Consider the following 18112-nt stretch of genomic DNA (forward strand, 5'->3'; position numbering starts at 1 on the left):
TGCCTGCCTCCTCCCCCACTTTCTACCCTTAACTTACCACAACCCTCCACTTTTCACCACCTTATCGTGTAATTTTCCACAGAATTAAAAAAAATCCTGCTCACAGAGCAGGATTTCACATACATTTTCGGTTGACACAAGCTGACAAGATTACACGTAAAAAACAAGATGGGCGCCCGTATGGGGCGGGTTTTTCTCAAGCAAACGGGAAAAGATGTCTATCCCTGCTGTATTTAACAGAATGAACGAATGTAAGATTCGCTCTTGCGGTGCATCTTTCGGACATAGCCACGTAATCGCTTCATCGTATTTGCTCAGTCCTACTTGATGCTGTTCCCGTATTTCCCGTTCCATTCGTTCTTTCAAAAAGGCAAGTTGCCCTTGAATAAATGCGCGGTTTTTCTCGCCCATTTTTTGCAATGTCGGGCTAATCTCGCCGGCCAGTTCCCTAAAAGGCAGATGGGCTGCTTCAATTGCTTCAGCGGCCGCTTGTGCCCTTTGCGCGACTGGATAAGAATGTTGGCTCGCAAGCCACGCTTCTTTGAGCTTTTCTCCATCGCCATAAATGTAGGTTTCTGCCGCTTCTTTGCTTTCGCGCAAATGCTTTTCGACCCGGGAAGGGACGAACGTGGCCGATAATCTCGGAATAATAGGCGTCAGTTTATAATCAAACAGGGCAAACACGTCTTTCAATGTCGCCCAATAGGCAAGTTCGCCAGGTCCAGCCACAAAAGCAAGCGTAGGCAGCAGCCATTCTTGCATAAGCGGGCGTGTGACGACATTATTGCTAAAGCGTTGTGGATGGCTGTCCACTTCCGCAAGCAACTCGTCTTTTGTAAATTGCCGGCCAGCTTCCCTGACATAAAAACGGCCAGCTTCGTAATCAAGACGGCGCCGTTTGCCATCGAGCATATAAAACAGATGGGCGTTTTGCTTTTCTGTCGCGATCGGAGCTGGATAGCCCTTTTCTACGAAGCGCGCTTCCCCGGCGACTTGGCATTCTTGCAAAGCGTCGACTTTACGTATCAACTCCTTGAAAAAAGGACGTTCAATGGCCCGTAATTTTGGATCATTGCTATCTAGAAAAAGCAAGCCTTCACGGTAAAAAAGCTCATGCATCAGCAATTTGAAGAATTCTGTATAGGTACTGGCTGTAGCTGCTGCCTGTGTGGCAATTGCTTTCAGCGTGTTTGTGTAGCTCGTTTCAGGCAAAGAGGAAAACAGCTTTGCCAAAAATGCGTCTAACTCCTTTTTGGGAAGAACTTTTGTGCTGGCAGCTTCTCCGTTCGGTTCGTCCCCTAACATCAGCTTTTTCCACATGCCGCCTTTTAAATAATGGACATATCGAACTTCGTCTAAGTCATGATCTTCTCCGGCAATCCAAAAAAGTGGTACAACAGGTTGGTTTAACGTTTCCTCATACTGTTTCGCCTGTAAAATGACGCTCATCGCTTTATAAGCTGTATACAGGGGGCCAGTCATGAGCCCAGCTTGTTGCCCCGCCACAACGACTAATGCATTTTCCTGCTTGAGTTTATGTATGTTGTCCATACAAGCCTCTCGCTTCCTTAATGGCGCATGGCGGGCTTCAAGCAAGCGACAAAGCGCCTGACGATGGGAAAAAGAGCGCTTTGCCAAATCTTCACTCCGCTCTCGCTCCCAGCCATTCGTTTTCCATCTATACGAGAACAGATCGCTGCATTGATCTGGTTGGTTGACATATTCAGCTAAGAACCCCGTTAAACGCCGTGTGTCCAACGCCTCAATTCTCATTTTCAATTCCCCTCAATTCCTGTGACCTTATCGTGTTCCATCATAGCAAAAACAGCAAGCGCAACCAAATAAGTTGCTTTACCACTTTAAGCGAACACGACACGGTCAAAAAATGCTGCCCCTAGCAGAAAAAGGTACAATAGGCTAGAAAGGAGAAATAAACTGCGCCAAGCTGCAGTCGTTTTCTTTTTCGGCGTTCCAGTCGGGTGGACCCAATGCATAAACAGAAACAGCGCCACTGTTAAAACGGCAATAAAAACGATCGCGAGCCAAGCTCCATGCTCTGGCCATAGCTCATGGCATATAAAAACAACAGCCAGCAAGAAAAACGGCAGTGTCCAATCGCTCGCATTGCGGATTGCTTTTCGCTTTGGTTGCCAACGGAGCAAAACGAAGCAGACAAGTAGCCAAGGCAAGAGCGGGAATGTTACAAATGTCGCGATAATAGCTGACACAGCTGTCGTCATCTCGTCTCACCTCTACTCAGAAGTTGATACAAAAATAATAAGCGTGGCGTATGAATTTGTTTCTTTTCGCCAAGGCGGATAAGATAACCTAAAATGGCATCAAGCTCTAGCTTCCGCCCCTGCTGATAGTCGACAAGCATCGAAGACTGGTTATTAGCGGTCTTCTTACATACCGCTACTACATAATGCCATAGGGCTTCGTCATCATCGCGTTCAAGTACAGCTACCGCTTCATGGAATACGCTTTTCATGGCTGCCATATAGCCCTGTTGTTCAATTAAAGCGCCGTTTCTTTCACCAGTAATGGCTGTTAATGGATTAATGCACGCATTAGCAATCAGTTTTTTTTCGAGAATCGGTTTGTAGGCGGGGAATGTATGTATGTGCAAAATCTGCCCATCGGCGGCATTGCCAATAACAGCAATGTCTTGTTCCGTCATTCTTTTAAAAGGGGCGATCTTCAGGCTGCCAAGCCCTCTTACTTCAACTACAGCGTCGCCTTCTTTGAACAGCCCGTATTCCAATACACCGACTGCCACCCTTCCCGTTAGATGGGCAATCTCCTCTAAATGGCCCATGCCATTTTGTACAAACAACCATCTTGTTTGATTGTACGCCAATGACTCGCCCATCGCTACTGCACTTGGTACATCATAAGATTTGACAGCGCACACAATCAGGTCAAACGGTTTCGTGCCCATGCCTACTTGTGTGCTCACTTTTTTTTCAGCTTCTGTTTTCCCTTTTAATGAAATACCGCGGTCTTCTAATAGAGCGGCTTGTTCTGCCCGTTTTGTTACTAAAACAACATCTTGTCCTGGGCGCTTAAAACTAGCTGCTAAAAATAAGCCTACAGCCCCAGCTCCGATTACTGCAATTTTCACAAAATGACCCCTCTTTTTTTAGTTGGTCCTATTGTATCACAGCCAAGTTCATAGATTACCATCATTGGCGAACTTTTTCGTTTCTAATGCGTTTTCATTTGTTTTCTAGTAAAATAGAAGAGGAAGAGTAAAGGTACTGAAGGAGGATGACTATGACCATTAAAGTGGAGCGCTTGCTCGTCAACTACAAGACATTAGAAGAGTTTCGCCATTTCAGAGACTATGGGGCTGCCGAGCTTTCCATGAAAGACGATTTAAACGACAGCATTATTGAAAACGACAGCGAATCTCCTTTTTATGGCATTTATTACGGAAAAAAACTAGTTGCGCGAATGAGTTTATACAAAATTGACGGCAACTTTGACCGCTATTTTGACCCTCCGCAAGACTACTTGGAATTGTGGAAACTTGAAGTACTTGAGCCTTACCGTGGTCGAGGTTACGGGCGGGCACTCGTTGACTTTGCCAAAAGCTTCGGCCTGCCAGTTAAAACGAATGCGCGCCAAAGCACAGGCGAATTCTGGAGCAAACTTGGGTTCGAGCCCATTACTTACAATGAAGCACGAGATCGGGGCGAGAGCCCGTATGTATGGTTTCCTCAAGGCGTGCAAGAACAAACAACAAAGCCTGAGCAAGCAAGGGCAGAATAATCAAAAAACAAGCCGCTATTTATGTTAGCGGCTTGTTTTTTGATTGATAAGTTGACATCGTCCATTAGACTGTGCCTTCTCCATCTGTGTTCGTCCATTTTCGAGCACGCTCCATAATTTCCAACAGTGCACGGTAATCGTCTGCAATCACTTGTTTTTCTTTTTTTATTTTTTCTAACTCTTGTTTCAAACGCTCGTTTTCTTCTCGTAACCGTGTCGCTTCTGCTTGGCTATGTTGTTGTTCTTTAAGCACCTGCAAAAACGCAATGACTTCGTCTAAATCTATGTTGTTGGCTGTAGGCACTGCTTTTTCCTCAGCTGCTCTTTGCATAACGGCCTTGTCGCTAGTCGTTCCAGCCTTTGCCCTTGTTTTTGCTTGCTCTCTTTTCTTAGCAGCCCTTTGTTTCTTGGCAAGTGCCACCTCAGCTTCATACTTTTTGCGAATGGTTGAATTCCAACGAAACCCGCAAGCCGCACTAGTCCGCGATAATTTTTCTGCAGTTTCTTCAAATGCAGCAAGCTGAGTACTGCCTTCCCGAATATGGCGAAGCACCGTTTCGGCAAGGAGCAAATCATCTTCCTGCGCCCACGCATCTTGGCGGTTAGCTGTCATTGTTTGTCCTCCTCTTTTTTTCCTATACTAATGGGCTTAAATACCCCAGTGAAAGCCGATGGACGCTCGCCACGCATTTTCCTCTATTTGGGATGGATCAGTACGGTTTTTTAGCAAAGCTGCTTGTCTCCGACTCTAGGCAATCGAATCAAAACGGCAACGGCCTAGCTAAACGGCTTGTTGTATAGCATGGCGATAGACGAAAAAATCGGTTCTTTTACTAAAATCTATGCTTTCCTCTGGTAAAATAGACGTTTTCTATTAAACCAGATTACCCTATTTTGCTGAATATTATTCAAAAAAAAAGCAGAAAGCCTGGAGGCTCTCTGCTTTACTTAGATGCTACTTTTTCACCCTTGTATGTTCCACACGCTTTGCAGACGCGGTGAGAAAGTTTGTACTCTCCGCACTCTGGGCATTCCACCATACCTGGCACTTCTAATTTAAAGTGCGTACGGCGTTTATTTTTCCTTGTTTTAGAAGTTCTTCTAAACGGTACTGCCATTGTTAACACCTCCTTCAAGCATTCGGACGATACAGTATTACTCTTTATCAAAAAATTTTGCTAGATCAGCGAGCCGCGGGTCAATCCGCTCTTTTTTCTCCTTGTCTGTCACAAGCTCCCAACCATTTCCTGATGGGGGCGCCTGCACGTCTGAAGGATTGTCCGCAAAGACTTGAATCGGTATGTTCACAAAGATCCGCTCTTTCATAACTGGCAGCAAATCAATCTTTTCACCTGTATACGTGTACGTATCCTCTACTTCAAGCTCCGGCGGAGGCAATTCTCCTTCGGGCACAAAATGCGCTTCTTCCTTTAGCTCATATGGCCAAACAACGTCGGCTAATGTCCGTGAGCAAGGAAGCGTCAGCTCTCCTTTTAAAGTAAACGAAAACGAGTATACATTTCGCTTTGCTGACACTGTCCCATTTATTTGAATGGGGCTCGCCGCTCGTACATCTTGATGTTCAGTAAGATCGTCTTCCACTTCGATCGTTTGCTCGAAATGAATGGGCTCATAGCGAGCCTGTTGCAACTGCTGAACATTCCATTCCATACTTAATTCACCTCATAAGGCAACAAAAATCATTATAAAACCAAGGCTTCATAATGTCAATCTTTTTTCTTTACAGTTACTGCCGTTTCCCTTAACGCTGCCATAGGTTATAATTTACCCAAGTACGTCCCATTTTAGCATGCGGGACGACTATGCGCAAAATCAAGAGGAGGGCTTATAGGCGTGAGAGCACTTGGTTTAGTTGTAGAATACAATCCATTCCATAATGGCCATCTGCACCACTTGACACAAGCAAAGCAGCAAACAGGCGCAGACGTGGTCGTGGCTGTCATGAGTGGCACTTTTTTGCAACGGGGCGAACCAGCGCTTTTATCACGCTGGTATCGGGCAGAAATGGCATTGGCTGCTGGAGCCGACCTCGTTGTTGAACTCCCTTATGCTTATTCCGTACAGACGGCAGAGCGCTTCGCTGAAGGCGCAGTTACGATCTTAGCTGCACTCCGTTGTTCTGTGCTAAATTTTGGCAGTGAGAAAGGAGAAATGGCTCCTTTTTATGCACTTACCGAGTTTATGAACGACCACCAAGCAGCATACGATCACCATGTGAAACAGTTTTTAAAAAATGGGGTTTCGTACCCAAAAGCAAGCGCACAAGCCTTTTCCATGCTGTCTGGACACGAAAAAGTGCTGGGATTAGATAAGCCGAACAATATTCTTGGTTACCATTACGTGAAAGCGATCCAACGCCTTGGAATCAGCATGGAAGCAACGACAACGTTGCGTATTCAAGCCGGCTACCATGACGAGCAGCTTGCTGGACCAATAGCGAGCGCAACGGCAATCCGCAAAGCGCTATTGTCTGGCGAAAACATTGAGACAGCCGTGCCTGCGCACACAGCACGCCTGATTCAAACGTATAGGCGCCGTTACCGGATGTTGCATACATGGGAGCATTATTTCCCCTTTCTCCAGTACAAAGTACTGACAACGCCACTTGCTGAATTGGCCAAAACGGCTGAATGCAGTGAAGGGCTTGAACACCGCTTAAGAGATTCACTATTTAGCGCCTCTTCCTTCCAAGACTGGCTATCAGCCGCGAAAACGAAACGCTATACACAAACGAGGCTCCAACGTTTGTTTGCCCATTTGTTAACGGGCACAACTGCAGAAGAGAATACGGCTATCCAACAAAACGGTCCCGCTTACATTCGCCTTCTCGGTATGAGCGAAACAGGCAAAACATACATAAGGGAACACAAAAAAACCTTTTCCTTGCCCCTCGTTACAAGACAAGCAGAACTGCGCCGCTACGGGCAAGCAGGGGAACAAGAACTTCGCATTAGCCAGTGTTACTGGCTGCCATTGCCACCACAGGCGCTAAAACAGGAAATCACTCGAGAATTCCAGCAAAAGCCCATTAATTGGGAAAAGCGCAGCTAAGATGCTTATGATGCTGCGCTTTCCTTTGGAGGAAGCCCTTTAAGGAAGCTAAGCGCTTCTTCCAATGTATCAACTGGAATGATTTCCATATTGCTGCCTATCGCTTCGGCGGCTGCTTTTGCCTCTTTATAATTGGAATGGTGCGCGCCATTTTCATTTGGGGCAAGAAAATAATCGGCGCCTTCCCGGTCAGCGGCAACCACCTTTTGCTTGGCTCCGCCAATTGGCCCAACATTTCCATCATCGTCAATCGTTCCTGTTCCTGCTATTTGGTATCCTTTTGTTAAGTCAATCTCAAGAAGCTGGCTATAAATTTCAAGGGCAAACATCAATCCCGCTGATGGGCCGCCAATGGAGCCTGCTGAAATCTCGACAGCCGGATCAAACCTTGCTGACCGTTTTGTTACTGGTCCAACTATGCCGATGCCGACTTGTCCGTCTTCGACACTTTGGTCTACAGGAAAAGTCGAAAAGGTAAACGTATCTGTGCGGATAGCCGTTCCCCGTTCATATGTTAGTTCTACCGTTTCGCCTTCCTTGTAATCGGAAATGTGGTCAAATAGCTCTTCCACTGTTTCGATCGTTTCGCCGTTCACTGCAGTAATCAAATCACCCGCTTCCAGCACACCGTCCGCCGACATACCAGGGACTACTCCTGTTACGAAAACGCCACTGTAATCAATTTCCACTTCGCCTTTGCCAGCAGCCCGATATGCCGCTATTTTTGCGCTCTCTTGCGAATTGTTCATCAGCATAATTTGCCGCTCATCATATTCTTCATCGGAAATGTTCTTAGGAGCCGGAGAAAGTGAGCGAAATTGGCTAAACAGCGACCAAACAGCTAGCAACGGTGTCGCTCTTGCACTTCTGATAGTCGTCAACATGAAGGCACCAGTATCGTCTTTATAGCCTTCCTCTACCTCGATCATCCCCTCCAACGTTTGGGCAATCCCAGGTTGACTGTAATAATAAGGAAGCTCCAGCCGTCCAAGAACAACGATAATAATAAATAATAGCACCCAACGCTTCCAAGTAAACGTACGTCGCGTCCCTTCCATCTCCTACCTCCATTGGTCAATCAACTTCAAAATCCCCGGGAGTTGTTCTCTGCATGCATCTGCCCCTTGCTTAATGAGCTGGTCTGTCTCTGAAAAGTCTAGCGGAGACGAGTGTTTAAGAATCGGCCGCAGCAGAATGTCACCGGCATGTTCCTGTTTCCGCGCTAACTCCCTTCCCATTACATCCATCGTTTGCATGAGAATTTCATAGATTGAGGGCGATGTAAGTGTTGTTCGAAAATAGGAAACGTCAACAGCAATGACAATATCCGCCCCCATTTGGCGGACAACAGATACTGGCACCCGTTCTACAACCCCGCCATCTACTAAAAGCTGCCCGTCCTGTTGGACAGGAACAAAAATGCCTGGAATCGACAGGCTTGCTCGAACCGCCTTAGCGACGTCTCCCTTTGACATCACCACTTTTTGGCCGCTTAAGAGATCGGTTGCTACCACTTGTACTGGCGGAAAAAGCGACTCCAGCTTTTTTCTTTTAGCCAGTAGACGAATAAGGCTTTCAATCTTTTGTCCAGCAATAAGCCCTTGTTTTGAGACCGTAAAATCCAAGTAATATTTTCGTTTGAAACGTTTTGCAAAAATTTCCATCGTTTCAACCGAATGGCCTACACCATACATAGTCGCGACCAGTGCCCCCATGCTGCTACCAGCTAGATAATCAATTCGAACGCCCGCTTCTGTAAGCGTCTTTAACACACCAATGTGGGCAAAGCCTCTAGCCCCGCCAGAACCAAGGGCCAGTCCAATCGTTGGCTTTTTGGCGCCCATAGGCATTTCCTCCTTATTGTACTCGTTCGCTTAACGTGTTTCAATCTTATGGTCTAAACCAAACCGTTATGCGTATATTTAAGAGGACAGGCATCAGCTATGAAAAAGGAGGACGCCCATTCATGAAAGAAGCCCACTTGGCATCGCTCGTTAAAACTGGTTTCCTTGCGGGCGCCGCACTTGTGCTTGCATTTGCGCTCATGCTGTTTCCTAAAGAGGCACTGGACGCGTCAACACGCGGCCTTGAGATGTGGTGGCACGTCGTCTTTCCGTCGCTTTTGCCTTTCTTTATCGTTTCCGAATTACTGATCGGCTTTGGAGTAGTTTCGTTTATAGGCGTACTATTGGAACCGCTCATGCGCCCGCTCTTCTCTGTACCTGGCATTGGCGGCTTTGTTTGGGCAATGGGGCTAGCCAGCGGCAATCCTGCAGGGGCTAAGCTAGCTGTCCGCATGCGCCAACAAAAAAAAGTCACGCGAATAGAAGGTGAACGCCTTGCCGCTTTTACGAATTCGTCTAATCCCTTGTTTATCTTTGGGGCAATTGCAGTCGGTTTTTTCCACGACGCTGCACTAGGAATCGTTTTGGCAATCGCCCACTATGGTGGCAACGTGTTAGTCGGGCTTTCCATGCGTTTTTATGGGCTTACTGAAACGGACGAGAAAAGCCGCAGCAAAAAGGGGCTACACCTAAAAGACGCTTTCTTGCTCTTGCATGAAGAACGCTTGAAAGATGGGCGCACGCTCGGAAAGTTGCTCGGCGATGCCGTTCGCTCATCTATCCAAACGCTGCTGTTGATTGGCGGTTTTATTATCTTGTTTTCCGTGTTAAACCAGATGCTGTCACTACTGGGCGTTCTTAGCCTTGTAGCACTAGCAGTCCAACAGCTCTTTTCGCTTGTTGCGCTTCCGCCTGATCTAGCTAAGCCTTTTTTAGCTGGTCTGTTTGAAATCACAATTGGCGCCGAACAAATAAGCAGCACAGACAGCGTTTCTATGTTGTTTCAGCTCATTGTTGTTTCCTTCATCCTTGGGTTCGGAGGCTTTTCGGTGCAAGCCCAAGTGGCCAGCATCTTGACTGAATCAGACCTGCGTTTCCGCCCATTTTTTTTCGCCCGTTTTCTGCACGGCTTGTTTGCCGCTTTGCTAGCCGCACTCCTATTTAAACCGCTCTATAAGCCGAATGCCCACGAAACAGGAAGCTTTGGCGCCAACGCTCCTGCTTTGTTTGGCGAACGTATTTGGGAATGGCTCACCGCCTACGGTGGCGTGATCACCCTATGTGCGCTGTTGTTTTTTATTTTCGCCAACGTCCGCGTTTGGTTACGCGAAGTCGGCTAGCGACGGTATACTTCCTTAAGAGCATAAGCAACAGGCTGTGGCACAAGCTTTGACACATCTTGGGAGTAGCTCGCCACCTCTTTAACAATGCTGGAACTGACATAAGAATAATTCGGATCTGTCATCAAAAACAGGGTGTCCAACTGTGGCGCAAGTTCTTTGTTCATTGCGGCAATATTTTTTTCATATTCAAAATCAGCATTTGAGCGGAGGCCTCGCACAATGGCCGTCGCCTCCTTTTCTCTCGCATAATCGACAAGCAAGCCATCAAACGAATCAATGGTCGCGTTTTTTATATGGGCAATGGATTCCCGTAACAGCCGCTCCCGTTCTGCCAATGGAAAGAGCGGCTTTTTTTTGTTGTTGATTAAAATGGCGATAATGATCTCGTCAAACAGTGCGCCAGCCCGTTCAAATAAGTCAATATGGCCATTCGTGACAGGGTCAAAGCTCCCTGAACAAATTGCTCTTTTCATCTAATCAACCCTTCTTGTAAACCGTTAGTTTCGTATCGCCATAGCATTCTTCCCGTCCTTTTACTAAAGGCCCTGCTGTATCTGGCAACTGTATATGTAGTGCTGTTTCACAAACCGTTACGCCTGCTGGCACAAGCAAATTGTAGTCGTCAATCAAACCAAAAAGCGTCTCCATTTGTTGCTTGGCATAAGGGGGGTCTAACAAAATAAGGTCAAATGAGACGTCTCGCTTTCCTACTGCTTTTAAAGCGCGCAAGCTATCATTCCGGTATACTTCTGCTTTATCTGTATAGCCAGCATGGCTTAAATTGGCGTGAATCGTTGCAATTGCTTGCTTGTTCTGGTCAACAAAAATGCATGACTCCATTCCCCTGCTTAGCGCCTCAATCCCTAAAGCACCGCTACCTGCATAAAGGTCTAACGCCTTCCCTCCATCAAAATAAGGGCCAATGATATTGAACATCGCTTCTTTTACTTTATCTGTCGTCGGCCGTGTTGTTTTTCCAGGAACGGCTTTTAACTGTAAGCCCCGTGCTTCACCAGCAATAACCCTCATTTCCATCACCTAATCATCTGTTTTTCTTCTATCGTACCATATATGAACCTCTCCTACTTGCAACACGCTTACAGTCTGTCCAAGTTTTGACGGATCGGATTACGGCGCCTTCTTCTCCTACAGTAAGCAGACAATCGCTAGGCCCAGAAATATCCTACAGACAAAGAGCTAGCCCAGTACTAAATGATTCGCATCTCCTTTCATTCATACTGCAACGTTATATCTAGTTAACATTGATGATATCAAATTGCCACAAACAAGAGCAATAAGACTTCCAGGCTTCGTCTAGCCGGATCATTCATCCCCTTCCCATTAGAGAAAAGGAACTTCTTTCAAAAAGCTGTTAAAAGACGTGTATAAAGCGACGATTCCCTGACCATACTGGATGTTAGCAGCACAGTACGTGTTGCGACAACCGCGGAGAAGGCTTACGTTTCCCCATAAGCTCTTCCTCCGGTTTCTCCTCTCCCATAGCCATGTGAAAATCATGGCAAGGCGCTCTTCTTCATGAAGGGCGCCTATTTTTTGCTCGACAAAGGCTTGCTCCCATGCTATTCTGCACTCAAACGTAGTTGGAGGAAATGCACGATGATTCAACGATTTATCGAACTAGGAAATGGCTACACTGATTTCTTTGAACTGCTAGAACTGGCGAAAAGCAATGCCAAGCGCGCTCATGCTTTTTTGGAGTTGCAAACAGAAGAGGGACGTTCTTCCTTGGCCGTATGCTTTAAGCCAGCCGGAGACAGCCAATTTATGCCGATTTACATATGCAGGGAAGGATTTCAGGCAAACAACCGCCAAAACAAGCGACTAGCTGCATTCTATGCACTCGCTTCCGAACTTGGCTTTACCGTTTTCAAGCTGGAAGTGAAGCCAAAAAGCGCATTTTACGATATACAATTATACGACCAATACCTTGTTGGCGTACTCCGCTTCCAGCGAATTTTGCCGCCATTAAGCTAAGCATTCGACATGAAAAAAACCTGGAAGGATCAACCACCTTCCAGGCTATATGCCTAATTTGTAATCGTATTCTTTTGCTTTATCTGGTTTCGCCCCTTCATACTCCGTATTAATAAACGGGCGCATGGATGGTTTAACGTCCGTAACAAAATGAAAGCTGGAGAGCTTGTCAACCAACTCAGGCACTTTTGACTGGTCGCAATAAAAAACGACGTATTTCATTTTCTTTGAGACGTACTGGACATGTCCAAACCGTCTTAGCTGGCGGGCATATTTAAGCGACGTAAGCCAGACAACAATCCCTTGCCGATTTGGGCTAATCATCTTCCATTCCCCTTTTGATCAAATCAATTTGCGTTGCTATCATTTTTCTCATCCTACATTCATTTTATCCACGTTTCAAGGCCTAAATCTGCCTAGCCGCAGCTGCAGCTCCCTCCTGCGCCACAGCCGCCGCTGCAAGGCATCGAGTCAAAAAACGGGTTACCTGTAGGTACTTTTATAGAAGAAGAAACGCTATGGGCGATAATGGCGCTTAGTTCGTTTAAAAGTGACTCAAGTTCTGTTTCTGCTTGCTTAAAAGCGGAAATGACCTCATCTTTATCCAGCTCGCGCTTTGCGATACGAATTTCCGCGGATACCGACTTATAATCGGGATGATATTTGCCAAAACGCTGCACTTCCTCATGGGCTTGCTTCACTTTTTTAAAGCGTTCTACCTTTGCTTGTGCAGCACGGTTTTCTTCAAAACGGGCACGGGATAAGCGATAATTAGCAAACACGCTTGACTGCAGCACCATTGCTGCCAGCTCATCTGACGCTTGAAGCATGTCCATCACATCAATTGTAGCAATCATGGCGCACACCTCCTCTTCCATTGTAGCACGATTATTTCTTTTTAGGGTAATCATTTATACGTTGACAAGCCACCTAAAACCTCTCTATAATTCATTCGACTATGGCTTCTCCCCGTTTGTTGCCAACCTATCTTTCCTTGAGGAGGAAACATCGTGAATCTTGTTACATTTAATCCATTCCGGACAATTGGCATACCAGGCATCGATTACATAAAGCCTGAAGCCATGTTTCAGGAACGTCAAAAAATTGCCCACGCAGATATATGCCTTTTCCCTGAAAATTGGCAAGTGACGAGCCTCGTCTACGGCTTTAAAAAAACGATTTTCCCAAGCATTGAAAGCATTCAGCTTGGTTACAGCAAAATTGAAATGACACGTGCATTATGGGCTGTTTGTCCAGACAATGTACCAAACACGATGATCGTTGGTTCAAGTAACGCTATGGTTCAAAAAATCATTGCCTCTTTTTCTTTTCCTTTCATTGCCAAAACAGTGCGTTCATCGATGGGACAAGGCGTGTTTTTTATTGAAAATGAACAACAACTCCGCTCCTATGCTGACAACCACGAAGTCCTTTACGTCCAAGAATACATTGAAAGCGACCGTGATTTGCGTTTATGTGTGATTGGAGATCGTGTCATCAGCAGCTATTGGCGTATGAATGAGTCAGGGTTTCGCAACAATATCGCCCAAGGAGGCACGATTTCCTTTGAAGCAATCCCCCCAGAAGCGGTCGCCCTTGTTGAACAAGTGGCAACTGCATTAAACATCAACCACGCTGGCTTTGATGTCCTAGTTGCCAAAAATCGCTTCTATATCCTTGAATTCAATGTGCTCTTCGGCAACCAAGGCTTCCACGAGCAAGGTTTGCGCCCGGAATCATTCATTTATGAGGCCATCAAAAAATCCGCAACGGACATTTAATTGTTCGTTACGGATTGGACTGTTTCAGCTACTGTGTTTTGCCCCATTTTCAACATTTCCATCAACATCATTACCATGCTGACGTTGTTTTGCATTTTTTCAACCCGTTGCGGCCATGTTTTTCCATAAAAATAATTTGCTTCTCTTTCCATTGCCGCAAGCTGGTCAGGCTGTCGCCCAAGCCGCCGGTACCATTCAGGATGATAGCGGATAAATGCCTTCAACTCTGGCTGTTCAAAAATTTTACGTTGTACTTCTTCTCTCATTTGCCGGCCCCCTTAATCTCTCCTAAAAGAAAAAGGCGATTCACTTTCCCTTTGCCGCACTGGTTCTGACGGCTTTTGAAACGTTTGGATCAAACCTTGGACGTTGCTAAGCATCGTACTAAAATGGTTTAGGTGTGATTGCAAATCTTGGATATTCATTTTCTTTACCATGCCCATCAATTGATTGATGAATTCTGTACCAGTGTTAGCAGACTCGTCGGCTGTTTCTTTTTCATTAGCAGCGGACGAAGTAGTGGCATCTTTATTTTTATAAGGAGTCCAGTGTTCATGTGAACTGCCAAGGACCGTCCATTCTTCATAGGTATGCTGAAGCGTTTTGTTCCCTTCGTTTATTTCTTTTATGAGCTTAGGATGTTCCCGTATAAAAGCTTTAAATTCCTCGACTGAAGGATGCAGATTCGCCTTGCCTTCCATCTGTACCATCCTTTCTTAAATGGATTATGTATAGTAGTATATCCGCCCATCGAGTCCAATGTTCATCTTTTTTTGCGCAAGCGCTTTAATGTTTGGTACACTACTAGAGTATGTAGACCAACTAGATATGTGAAAAAAGGTGAATGACATGGATGTTAAAAAAAAATTAAACCACTATATGGAACATGCAACAGAAGAAGAGCTGGCTGTGCTTGAGCAAATCGTAGACGGGCTGCTCGCCAAACAACAAAATGAACAACTTACCTATTTGGCCGGGATCACGAAAGCAGAAATAAGCCAACACGACAATGAGACATTTGAAATGCGGATGCCGCTAGGCCCCCTTGTACATAATCCCCTGCAAATCGTTCACGGCGGCATGACTGCTACCCTTCTTGATTCAACTCTAGGCGGCGCCGCTATGAACAGCCTCCCGCCCCATTTAACGGCTGTTACTTCCCAGCTCAATATCCATTACCTTCGCCCTGGAAAAGGCTCATTGATGCGATGCATTGCCAAAATCGTCCATAAAGGCAAACAGCTCATCGTTTTAGAAGGGGAAGCGTTTGATGACCAAGAACGTTTGCTTGCCAAAGCGACAGCTACGTTTTTTGTGATTCCTCGTAGCTAGTCGGCAATGTAAAAAAGCCAGTAGGCGTATTTGTGCGCTTACTGGCTTTTTGAATCTCTATGATTGGGGCTTTAAAAAATTTTGCGTATAATAATCTTCATACACGCCAACGCCTAAGAACGTAAACTCCTCATGAAGCAAATTGACCCGGTGCCCTTCACTGTTTAACCAACCTTCTGTTGCTGCAATGCCATCCACATATTTCAAGGCAATGTTTTCTCCTGCCATGGCAAATGGCACATCGCCCGCATTAAATCGGTCGGCTAAGTTTCCTTTAACTGGCGAAACATGGTCAAAATATTGTTCATCGTGCATGTCTTTGCTGTGCAAATAAGCGACATCTGCTACCTCTTGGGACCACTCAAATGGATGCAAGCCATGATAAGCGCGTATGTGGTTTGTCCGCTCAAAGATCTGCTGTTCATTCGCAGCTTCCACTTGCTTCACTTGTTCTTCCGACAGTTCTGGCCTCTCTGGAAGCGTACCTGTATAGCTTAATGAGTACGGTTTTTGTTTGAGCAGCACCTCATCCGTCATTAAACGGATGCTTGACACTTCGTCGGTATGGATATCCATATAAACTTGCAGCCAGTAATCGTCAACTGGCGCAAGTGGCCGCATCTTGTAGTCTTCCTCTGTTAAACGGAACGTGAACTGGCCGTCATCTGTTTCGACAGGTACATTTTCTTCAAAAGAGTGGTTTTTCTCTAATTCAGAAAAACTGGCGCGTTCATTTCCTAAGAACCCTGCCGCAGCCGAGCCGCTAGCCACTATAGAAACCACTTCACCACGTTCAACGCAGACGACTAAATAACCATTATCGACATTCGTATAGATCCATGACACATAACCAAAGGCAGAAGGGTCTTTCCGCACTGGGTCACCGAATGTGGCGATCACATCTTCCTCCTGCTTTCCCATTAAAGCAGAGACATTAACGAGCGAAGCTGACGCTTGCTCCGTTTTTGCGTCTGATTCGCCTGCATCCTCATCCGTTTCCTCAACGTCATCTAACTTTTCTTCAGTGGCAAAGCGGCTTGTTTGGTCAATGTCTTTGCCGCCATTGCTAGATTCTCTTTTTTCAGCAGCCATTTGACCGATTGAAGCATCCGGCGCAGGCGCCATCTGGTTTTGTTGTTCATAAACGAGCACTGCCAATATGGCGAGTAGAACCATTAGGAGTGCTGAGCGTTTAAGCATCTTCTCACATCCCTTCCGTGCCTTTAGCTATAAAATTGGCAACTACTGCCGATTTTCCTTTCTCTAGTCTTGAGGAATGGTGTCTTTTTCTGTCTTGCATCCCGTCTAGGAAAATTGCGTTTCCCGTTGCATAAGAAAGCGTTTCATACTATCATTAGGAATGAGAAACAGCTGTCGAATGAAGGGGGAAAACCTGTGAAATTTCCGGATACAGGACTTGAAGAAAAAGAAGTAGCATTTTCAATTGTGCATCACGCAGCCAAATCGCTCGGCTTTATCCATGTCGACCAGTGGGATTATGAACGGGTCATGTTCGACTACAAGATCGTTCACCACGAAGGCACGTTTTATTTGCGTGTCCCTGCCTATGCCGTGAAAGGGGAAATTCCACGCCCCTCCACGATTGTGCAAATCATGACGCCGATTCTTGGTAAGTATTACTACCCTCACGGCGTAGAATACGAAGGCGAGACTTTCCCGCAAGCAGTCATTGACAAATGCAATAACAAGTTGGCTCTTCTCGCAAAAACGATTAAGGCTGAGTGGTAAGGAACTAGCCACTTCATCTTTACAAAAAAGGACGAGATGCTACAGGAGTAGGATCTCGCCTTATTTTTTTGCCAAAATAACATTAGAGACCAAGGAGTCAATCGCTTTCATTCGTCCTGTCGATAATCGTATACAGCCGCAATGACTGGTCAGCTCCCTCCACCACCCAATAACGGACGTTTCTGGTAATGTCATCGACTTGATCGTCTGTAACAATGTGGACTTGCTCAATGACATCTGCGAAATAGTCGCCTTCCTTATCATCTTCGTACACGTTTTCTACTTCAAATGAAACAAGCTCTTTCATTGAGCCATTTTTTTGGAGCTCTTCTCCGTAGCGTTGTAACGCATGGAAAAAAGACGTATTAGGAAGCAAATAGTCCGCTTCCAATTGAGCCAATTCGTGATCATTTACCGCTGCCACCATATCTTGTTTGTAGCTTGTCACAAACGCTGAAACACGCTCAGCAGTCTCGTCTGGAACGGCATGGAGCGCTCCCGGCTTCGGATCACTGCATCCGCCGAGTAAAGCCGCTGCCACTAGCGCGACGGCAACTTGCCTTTTCCACATAGATGTCACTGCCATTCCTTCTCGTCCCTTCTGTTCGCTGATGCCGCACCTCTAGTATACCTGAAAGGGAGCCCTTAAGGAAACCATTAATAATAAGGTGAAATCAAGATGTAAACGAGCACACCAGTAAAACTGACATACAACCATAGCGGCATCGTCCAGCGGGCAATCCGCTTATGGCGCTCATTTTCCATGTTCCAAGCTCTCGCCACACTTGTCAGTGCCAACGGGACAATTGCTGCTGCAAGCACAATATGTGTAATCAAAATGAAATAATAAAACACGGCCATAAACCCGCTGCCGCCATACGATGTTGACTCTGCTAACACGTGATGGGCCACATACGTAACCAAGAATAGCGTTGTCGTCAAAAAGGCAGCATAAATAAAACGTTTGTGTACGTTTACCTTCCGCTTAAGAATGGCAACCAATGCACAAAGCAAAAACAGAAAGGTAAAAGAATTAAAAATCGCATTCAACATCGGCAAAATGGTGACGTCAAACAAATCAAAGTCTTCTACCCCTGGCATTCCCGATAGAATCATGATTGCGCCAATCAAGATGACCGAGATGGTAATAATTGCCGGTCGATAATTCCGTTTTTGTTTGTATTCATTTGAGCCATTTTCCATGTCCATCACTCCTCCAATT

At 45.9% G+C, this 18112-nt stretch carries 24 protein-coding genes; 7 read left to right on the forward strand and 17 right to left on the reverse strand.

Annotated features, from left to right (window positions below):
- Positions 1 to 150: 150 nt before the first annotated feature.
- From bshC to N6H06_RS15680, 3 genes are all read right to left on the reverse strand, one after another.
- Positions 151 to 1773, reverse strand: coding sequence for a bacillithiol biosynthesis cysteine-adding enzyme BshC (bshC, locus tag N6H06_RS15670; protein WP_263707492.1), 1623 nt, complete (start codon positions 1771 to 1773; stop codon positions 151 to 153).
- An 86-nt stretch (positions 1774 to 1859) separates the two neighbouring features.
- Positions 1860 to 2240 (reverse strand): DUF3397 domain-containing protein, encoded by a 381-nt coding sequence (locus tag N6H06_RS15675; protein ID WP_062750788.1) that lies wholly within the window; start codon positions 2238 to 2240, stop codon positions 1860 to 1862.
- Positions 2237 to 3124 carry a 2-dehydropantoate 2-reductase gene (locus N6H06_RS15680; RefSeq protein ID WP_263707493.1) on the reverse strand — a complete coding sequence of 296 codons (888 nt, stop codon included), beginning with the start codon at positions 3122 to 3124 and terminating at the stop codon, positions 2237 to 2239. The genes N6H06_RS15675 and N6H06_RS15680 overlap by 4 nt, the downstream gene beginning before the upstream one ends.
- A gap of 152 nt (positions 3125 to 3276) precedes the next feature.
- Here N6H06_RS15680 and N6H06_RS15685 point away from each other — a divergent pair, with 152 nt between their 5' ends.
- The gene (locus N6H06_RS15685) at positions 3277 to 3774 is read left to right on the forward strand and encodes an N-acetyltransferase (protein ID WP_062750790.1); all 498 of its coding nucleotides are present in this window, start codon (positions 3277 to 3279) and stop codon (positions 3772 to 3774) included.
- 64 nt (positions 3775 to 3838) lie between these two features.
- Here N6H06_RS15685 and N6H06_RS15690 read toward each other — a convergent pair whose 3' ends face one another.
- From N6H06_RS15690 to N6H06_RS15700, 3 genes are all read right to left on the reverse strand, one after another.
- A complete protein-coding gene (locus tag N6H06_RS15690; protein ID WP_062750791.1) occupies positions 3839 to 4387 on the reverse strand; it encodes an RsfA family transcriptional regulator in 549 nt (182 codons plus the stop codon).
- A gap of 331 nt (positions 4388 to 4718) precedes the next feature.
- Positions 4719 to 4892, reverse strand: a complete 174-nt coding sequence (rpmF, locus tag N6H06_RS15695; RefSeq protein WP_011247214.1) for a 50S ribosomal protein L32 — start codon at positions 4890 to 4892, stop codon at positions 4719 to 4721.
- Between the two features lie 37 nt (positions 4893 to 4929).
- Positions 4930 to 5445: a YceD family protein gene (locus N6H06_RS15700; RefSeq protein WP_062750792.1), complete on the reverse strand. Its 516-nt coding sequence runs from the start codon at positions 5443 to 5445 to the stop codon at positions 4930 to 4932.
- A 183-nt stretch (positions 5446 to 5628) separates the two neighbouring features.
- Between N6H06_RS15700 and N6H06_RS15705 the strand changes: the two genes are divergently transcribed.
- Entirely contained in the window at positions 5629 to 6846 is a 1218-nt protein-coding gene (locus N6H06_RS15705; protein WP_263707495.1) for a nucleotidyltransferase, read from the forward strand.
- A 5-nt stretch (positions 6847 to 6851) separates the two neighbouring features.
- Here N6H06_RS15705 and N6H06_RS15710 read toward each other — a convergent pair whose 3' ends face one another.
- Both N6H06_RS15710 and N6H06_RS15715 read right to left on the reverse strand, forming a co-directional pair.
- Positions 6852 to 7904, reverse strand: coding sequence for a SepM family pheromone-processing serine protease (locus tag N6H06_RS15710; RefSeq protein WP_062750794.1), 1053 nt, complete (start codon positions 7902 to 7904; stop codon positions 6852 to 6854).
- 3 nt (positions 7905 to 7907) lie between these two features.
- Positions 7908 to 8696 carry a patatin-like phospholipase family protein gene (locus N6H06_RS15715; RefSeq protein ID WP_082808471.1) on the reverse strand — a complete coding sequence of 263 codons (789 nt, stop codon included), beginning with the start codon at positions 8694 to 8696 and terminating at the stop codon, positions 7908 to 7910.
- Positions 8697 to 8812: 116 nt separating this feature from the next.
- On the opposite strand from N6H06_RS15715, the gene ylbJ reads away from it, so the two are divergent.
- The gene (gene ylbJ / locus N6H06_RS15720) at positions 8813 to 10030 is read left to right on the forward strand and encodes a sporulation integral membrane protein YlbJ (protein ID WP_212953904.1); all 1218 of its coding nucleotides are present in this window, start codon (positions 8813 to 8815) and stop codon (positions 10028 to 10030) included.
- Here the strand turns inward: ylbJ and coaD are convergent.
- Both coaD and rsmD read right to left on the reverse strand, forming a co-directional pair.
- Complete coding sequence (gene coaD, locus N6H06_RS15725; RefSeq protein ID WP_062750797.1) at positions 10027 to 10506, reverse strand: pantetheine-phosphate adenylyltransferase; 480 nt, start codon at positions 10504 to 10506, stop codon at positions 10027 to 10029. The genes ylbJ and coaD overlap by 4 nt on opposite strands.
- A gap of 4 nt (positions 10507 to 10510) precedes the next feature.
- Positions 10511 to 11062, reverse strand: coding sequence for a 16S rRNA (guanine(966)-N(2))-methyltransferase RsmD (gene rsmD, locus N6H06_RS15730; RefSeq protein WP_263707496.1), 552 nt, complete (start codon positions 11060 to 11062; stop codon positions 10511 to 10513).
- Positions 11063 to 11650: 588 nt separating this feature from the next.
- Here rsmD and N6H06_RS15735 point away from each other — a divergent pair.
- Positions 11651 to 12028, forward strand: coding sequence for a DUF7147 family protein (locus N6H06_RS15735; protein WP_062750799.1), 378 nt, complete (start codon positions 11651 to 11653; stop codon positions 12026 to 12028).
- A gap of 45 nt (positions 12029 to 12073) precedes the next feature.
- Here the strand turns inward: N6H06_RS15735 and N6H06_RS15740 are convergent, their stop codons facing one another.
- Both N6H06_RS15740 and N6H06_RS15745 read right to left on the reverse strand, forming a co-directional pair.
- Positions 12074 to 12352, reverse strand: coding sequence for a YlbG family protein (locus N6H06_RS15740; protein WP_011247223.1), 279 nt, complete (start codon positions 12350 to 12352; stop codon positions 12074 to 12076).
- Between the two features lie 92 nt (positions 12353 to 12444).
- Complete coding sequence (locus N6H06_RS15745) at positions 12445 to 12885, reverse strand: YlbF family regulator (protein WP_263707497.1); 441 nt, start codon at positions 12883 to 12885, stop codon at positions 12445 to 12447.
- Positions 12886 to 13038: 153 nt separating this feature from the next.
- Between N6H06_RS15745 and N6H06_RS15750 the strand changes: the two genes are divergently transcribed.
- Positions 13039 to 13809 (forward strand): ATP-grasp domain-containing protein, encoded by a 771-nt coding sequence (locus N6H06_RS15750; protein ID WP_062750801.1) that lies wholly within the window; start codon positions 13039 to 13041, stop codon positions 13807 to 13809.
- On the opposite strand, the gene N6H06_RS15755 is transcribed toward N6H06_RS15750, so the two are convergent.
- The gene (locus N6H06_RS15755; RefSeq protein WP_011247226.1) at positions 13806 to 14075 is read right to left on the reverse strand and encodes a YlbE-like family protein; all 270 of its coding nucleotides are present in this window, start codon (positions 14073 to 14075) and stop codon (positions 13806 to 13808) included. The two genes, N6H06_RS15750 and N6H06_RS15755, sit on opposite strands and share 4 nt — an antisense overlap.
- Positions 14076 to 14087: 12 nt before the next feature.
- Positions 14088 to 14510: a YlbD family protein gene (locus tag N6H06_RS15760; protein ID WP_263707498.1), complete on the reverse strand. Its 423-nt coding sequence runs from the start codon at positions 14508 to 14510 to the stop codon at positions 14088 to 14090.
- Between the two features lie 148 nt (positions 14511 to 14658).
- Between N6H06_RS15760 and N6H06_RS15765 the strand changes: the two genes are divergently transcribed.
- Positions 14659 to 15141 carry a PaaI family thioesterase gene (locus N6H06_RS15765; protein ID WP_062750803.1) on the forward strand — a complete coding sequence of 161 codons (483 nt, stop codon included), beginning with the start codon at positions 14659 to 14661 and terminating at the stop codon, positions 15139 to 15141.
- 57 nt (positions 15142 to 15198) lie between these two features.
- Here the strand turns inward: N6H06_RS15765 and N6H06_RS15770 are convergent, their stop codons facing one another.
- A complete protein-coding gene (locus tag N6H06_RS15770; protein WP_062750804.1) occupies positions 15199 to 16341 on the reverse strand; it encodes a CAP domain-containing protein in 1143 nt (380 codons plus the stop codon).
- Positions 16342 to 16536: 195 nt separating this feature from the next.
- Here N6H06_RS15770 and N6H06_RS15775 point away from each other — a divergent pair, with 195 nt between their 5' ends.
- Positions 16537 to 16890 carry a YugN family protein gene (locus N6H06_RS15775; RefSeq protein WP_062750805.1) on the forward strand — a complete coding sequence of 118 codons (354 nt, stop codon included), beginning with the start codon at positions 16537 to 16539 and terminating at the stop codon, positions 16888 to 16890.
- Positions 16891 to 16987: 97 nt separating this feature from the next.
- Here N6H06_RS15775 and N6H06_RS15780 read toward each other — a convergent pair whose 3' ends face one another.
- Both N6H06_RS15780 and N6H06_RS15785 read right to left on the reverse strand, forming a co-directional pair.
- A complete protein-coding gene (locus N6H06_RS15780) occupies positions 16988 to 17476 on the reverse strand; it encodes a TcaA NTF2-like domain-containing protein (protein WP_062750806.1) in 489 nt (162 codons plus the stop codon).
- A gap of 71 nt (positions 17477 to 17547) precedes the next feature.
- Positions 17548 to 18099, reverse strand: a complete 552-nt coding sequence (locus N6H06_RS15785) for a DUF420 domain-containing protein (protein WP_062750807.1) — start codon at positions 18097 to 18099, stop codon at positions 17548 to 17550.
- Between the last annotated feature and the right edge of the window lie 13 nt (positions 18100 to 18112).

The sequence above is a fragment of the Shouchella tritolerans genome, assembly GCF_025770735.1.
Lineage (GTDB): Bacteria > Bacillota > Bacilli > Bacillales > Bacillaceae_D > Shouchella > Shouchella tritolerans.

Bases quoted from the DNA above. Each gene is read 5' to 3' on its own strand.
- N6H06_RS15710 (WP_062750794.1), bottom strand. From the start codon at position 7,904: ATGGAAGGGACGCGACGTACGTTTACTTGGAAGCGTTGGGTGCTATTA.
- N6H06_RS15735 (WP_062750799.1), top strand. From the start codon at position 11,651: ATGATTCAACGATTTATCGAACTAGGAAATGGCTACACTGATTTCTTT.
- N6H06_RS15740 (WP_011247223.1), bottom strand. From the start codon at position 12,352: ATGATTAGCCCAAATCGGCAAGGGATTGTTGTCTGGCTTACGTCGCTT.
- rpmF (WP_011247214.1), bottom strand. From the start codon at position 4,892: ATGGCAGTACCGTTTAGAAGAACTTCTAAAACAAGGAAAAATAAACGC.
- N6H06_RS15780 (WP_062750806.1), bottom strand. From the start codon at position 17,476: ATGGCAGTGACATCTATGTGGAAAAGGCAAGTTGCCGTCGCGCTAGTG.
- bshC (WP_263707492.1), bottom strand. From the start codon at position 1,773: ATGAGAATTGAGGCGTTGGACACACGGCGTTTAACGGGGTTCTTAGCT.
- rsmD (WP_263707496.1), bottom strand. From the start codon at position 11,062: ATGAGGGTTATTGCTGGTGAAGCACGGGGCTTACAGTTAAAAGCCGTT.
- N6H06_RS15765 (WP_062750803.1), top strand. From the start codon at position 14,659: ATGGATGTTAAAAAAAAATTAAACCACTATATGGAACATGCAACAGAA.
- N6H06_RS15755 (WP_011247226.1), bottom strand. From the start codon at position 14,075: ATGAGAGAAGAAGTACAACGTAAAATTTTTGAACAGCCAGAGTTGAAG.
- N6H06_RS15700 (WP_062750792.1), bottom strand. From the start codon at position 5,445: ATGGAATGGAATGTTCAGCAGTTGCAACAGGCTCGCTATGAGCCCATT.
- N6H06_RS15685 (WP_062750790.1), top strand. From the start codon at position 3,277: ATGACCATTAAAGTGGAGCGCTTGCTCGTCAACTACAAGACATTAGAA.
- N6H06_RS15675 (WP_062750788.1), bottom strand. From the start codon at position 2,240: ATGACGACAGCTGTGTCAGCTATTATCGCGACATTTGTAACATTCCCG.
- N6H06_RS15760 (WP_263707498.1), bottom strand. From the start codon at position 14,510: ATGGAAGGCAAGGCGAATCTGCATCCTTCAGTCGAGGAATTTAAAGCT.
- N6H06_RS15715 (WP_082808471.1), bottom strand. From the start codon at position 8,696: ATGCCTATGGGCGCCAAAAAGCCAACGATTGGACTGGCCCTTGGTTCT.
- coaD (WP_062750797.1), bottom strand. From the start codon at position 10,506: ATGAAAAGAGCAATTTGTTCAGGGAGCTTTGACCCTGTCACGAATGGC.
- N6H06_RS15745 (WP_263707497.1), bottom strand. From the start codon at position 12,885: ATGATTGCTACAATTGATGTGATGGACATGCTTCAAGCGTCAGATGAG.
- ylbJ (WP_212953904.1), top strand. From the start codon at position 8,813: ATGAAAGAAGCCCACTTGGCATCGCTCGTTAAAACTGGTTTCCTTGCG.
- N6H06_RS15690 (WP_062750791.1), bottom strand. From the start codon at position 4,387: ATGACAGCTAACCGCCAAGATGCGTGGGCGCAGGAAGATGATTTGCTC.
- N6H06_RS15770 (WP_062750804.1), bottom strand. From the start codon at position 16,341: ATGCTTAAACGCTCAGCACTCCTAATGGTTCTACTCGCCATATTGGCA.
- N6H06_RS15785 (WP_062750807.1), bottom strand. From the start codon at position 18,099: ATGGACATGGAAAATGGCTCAAATGAATACAAACAAAAACGGAATTAT.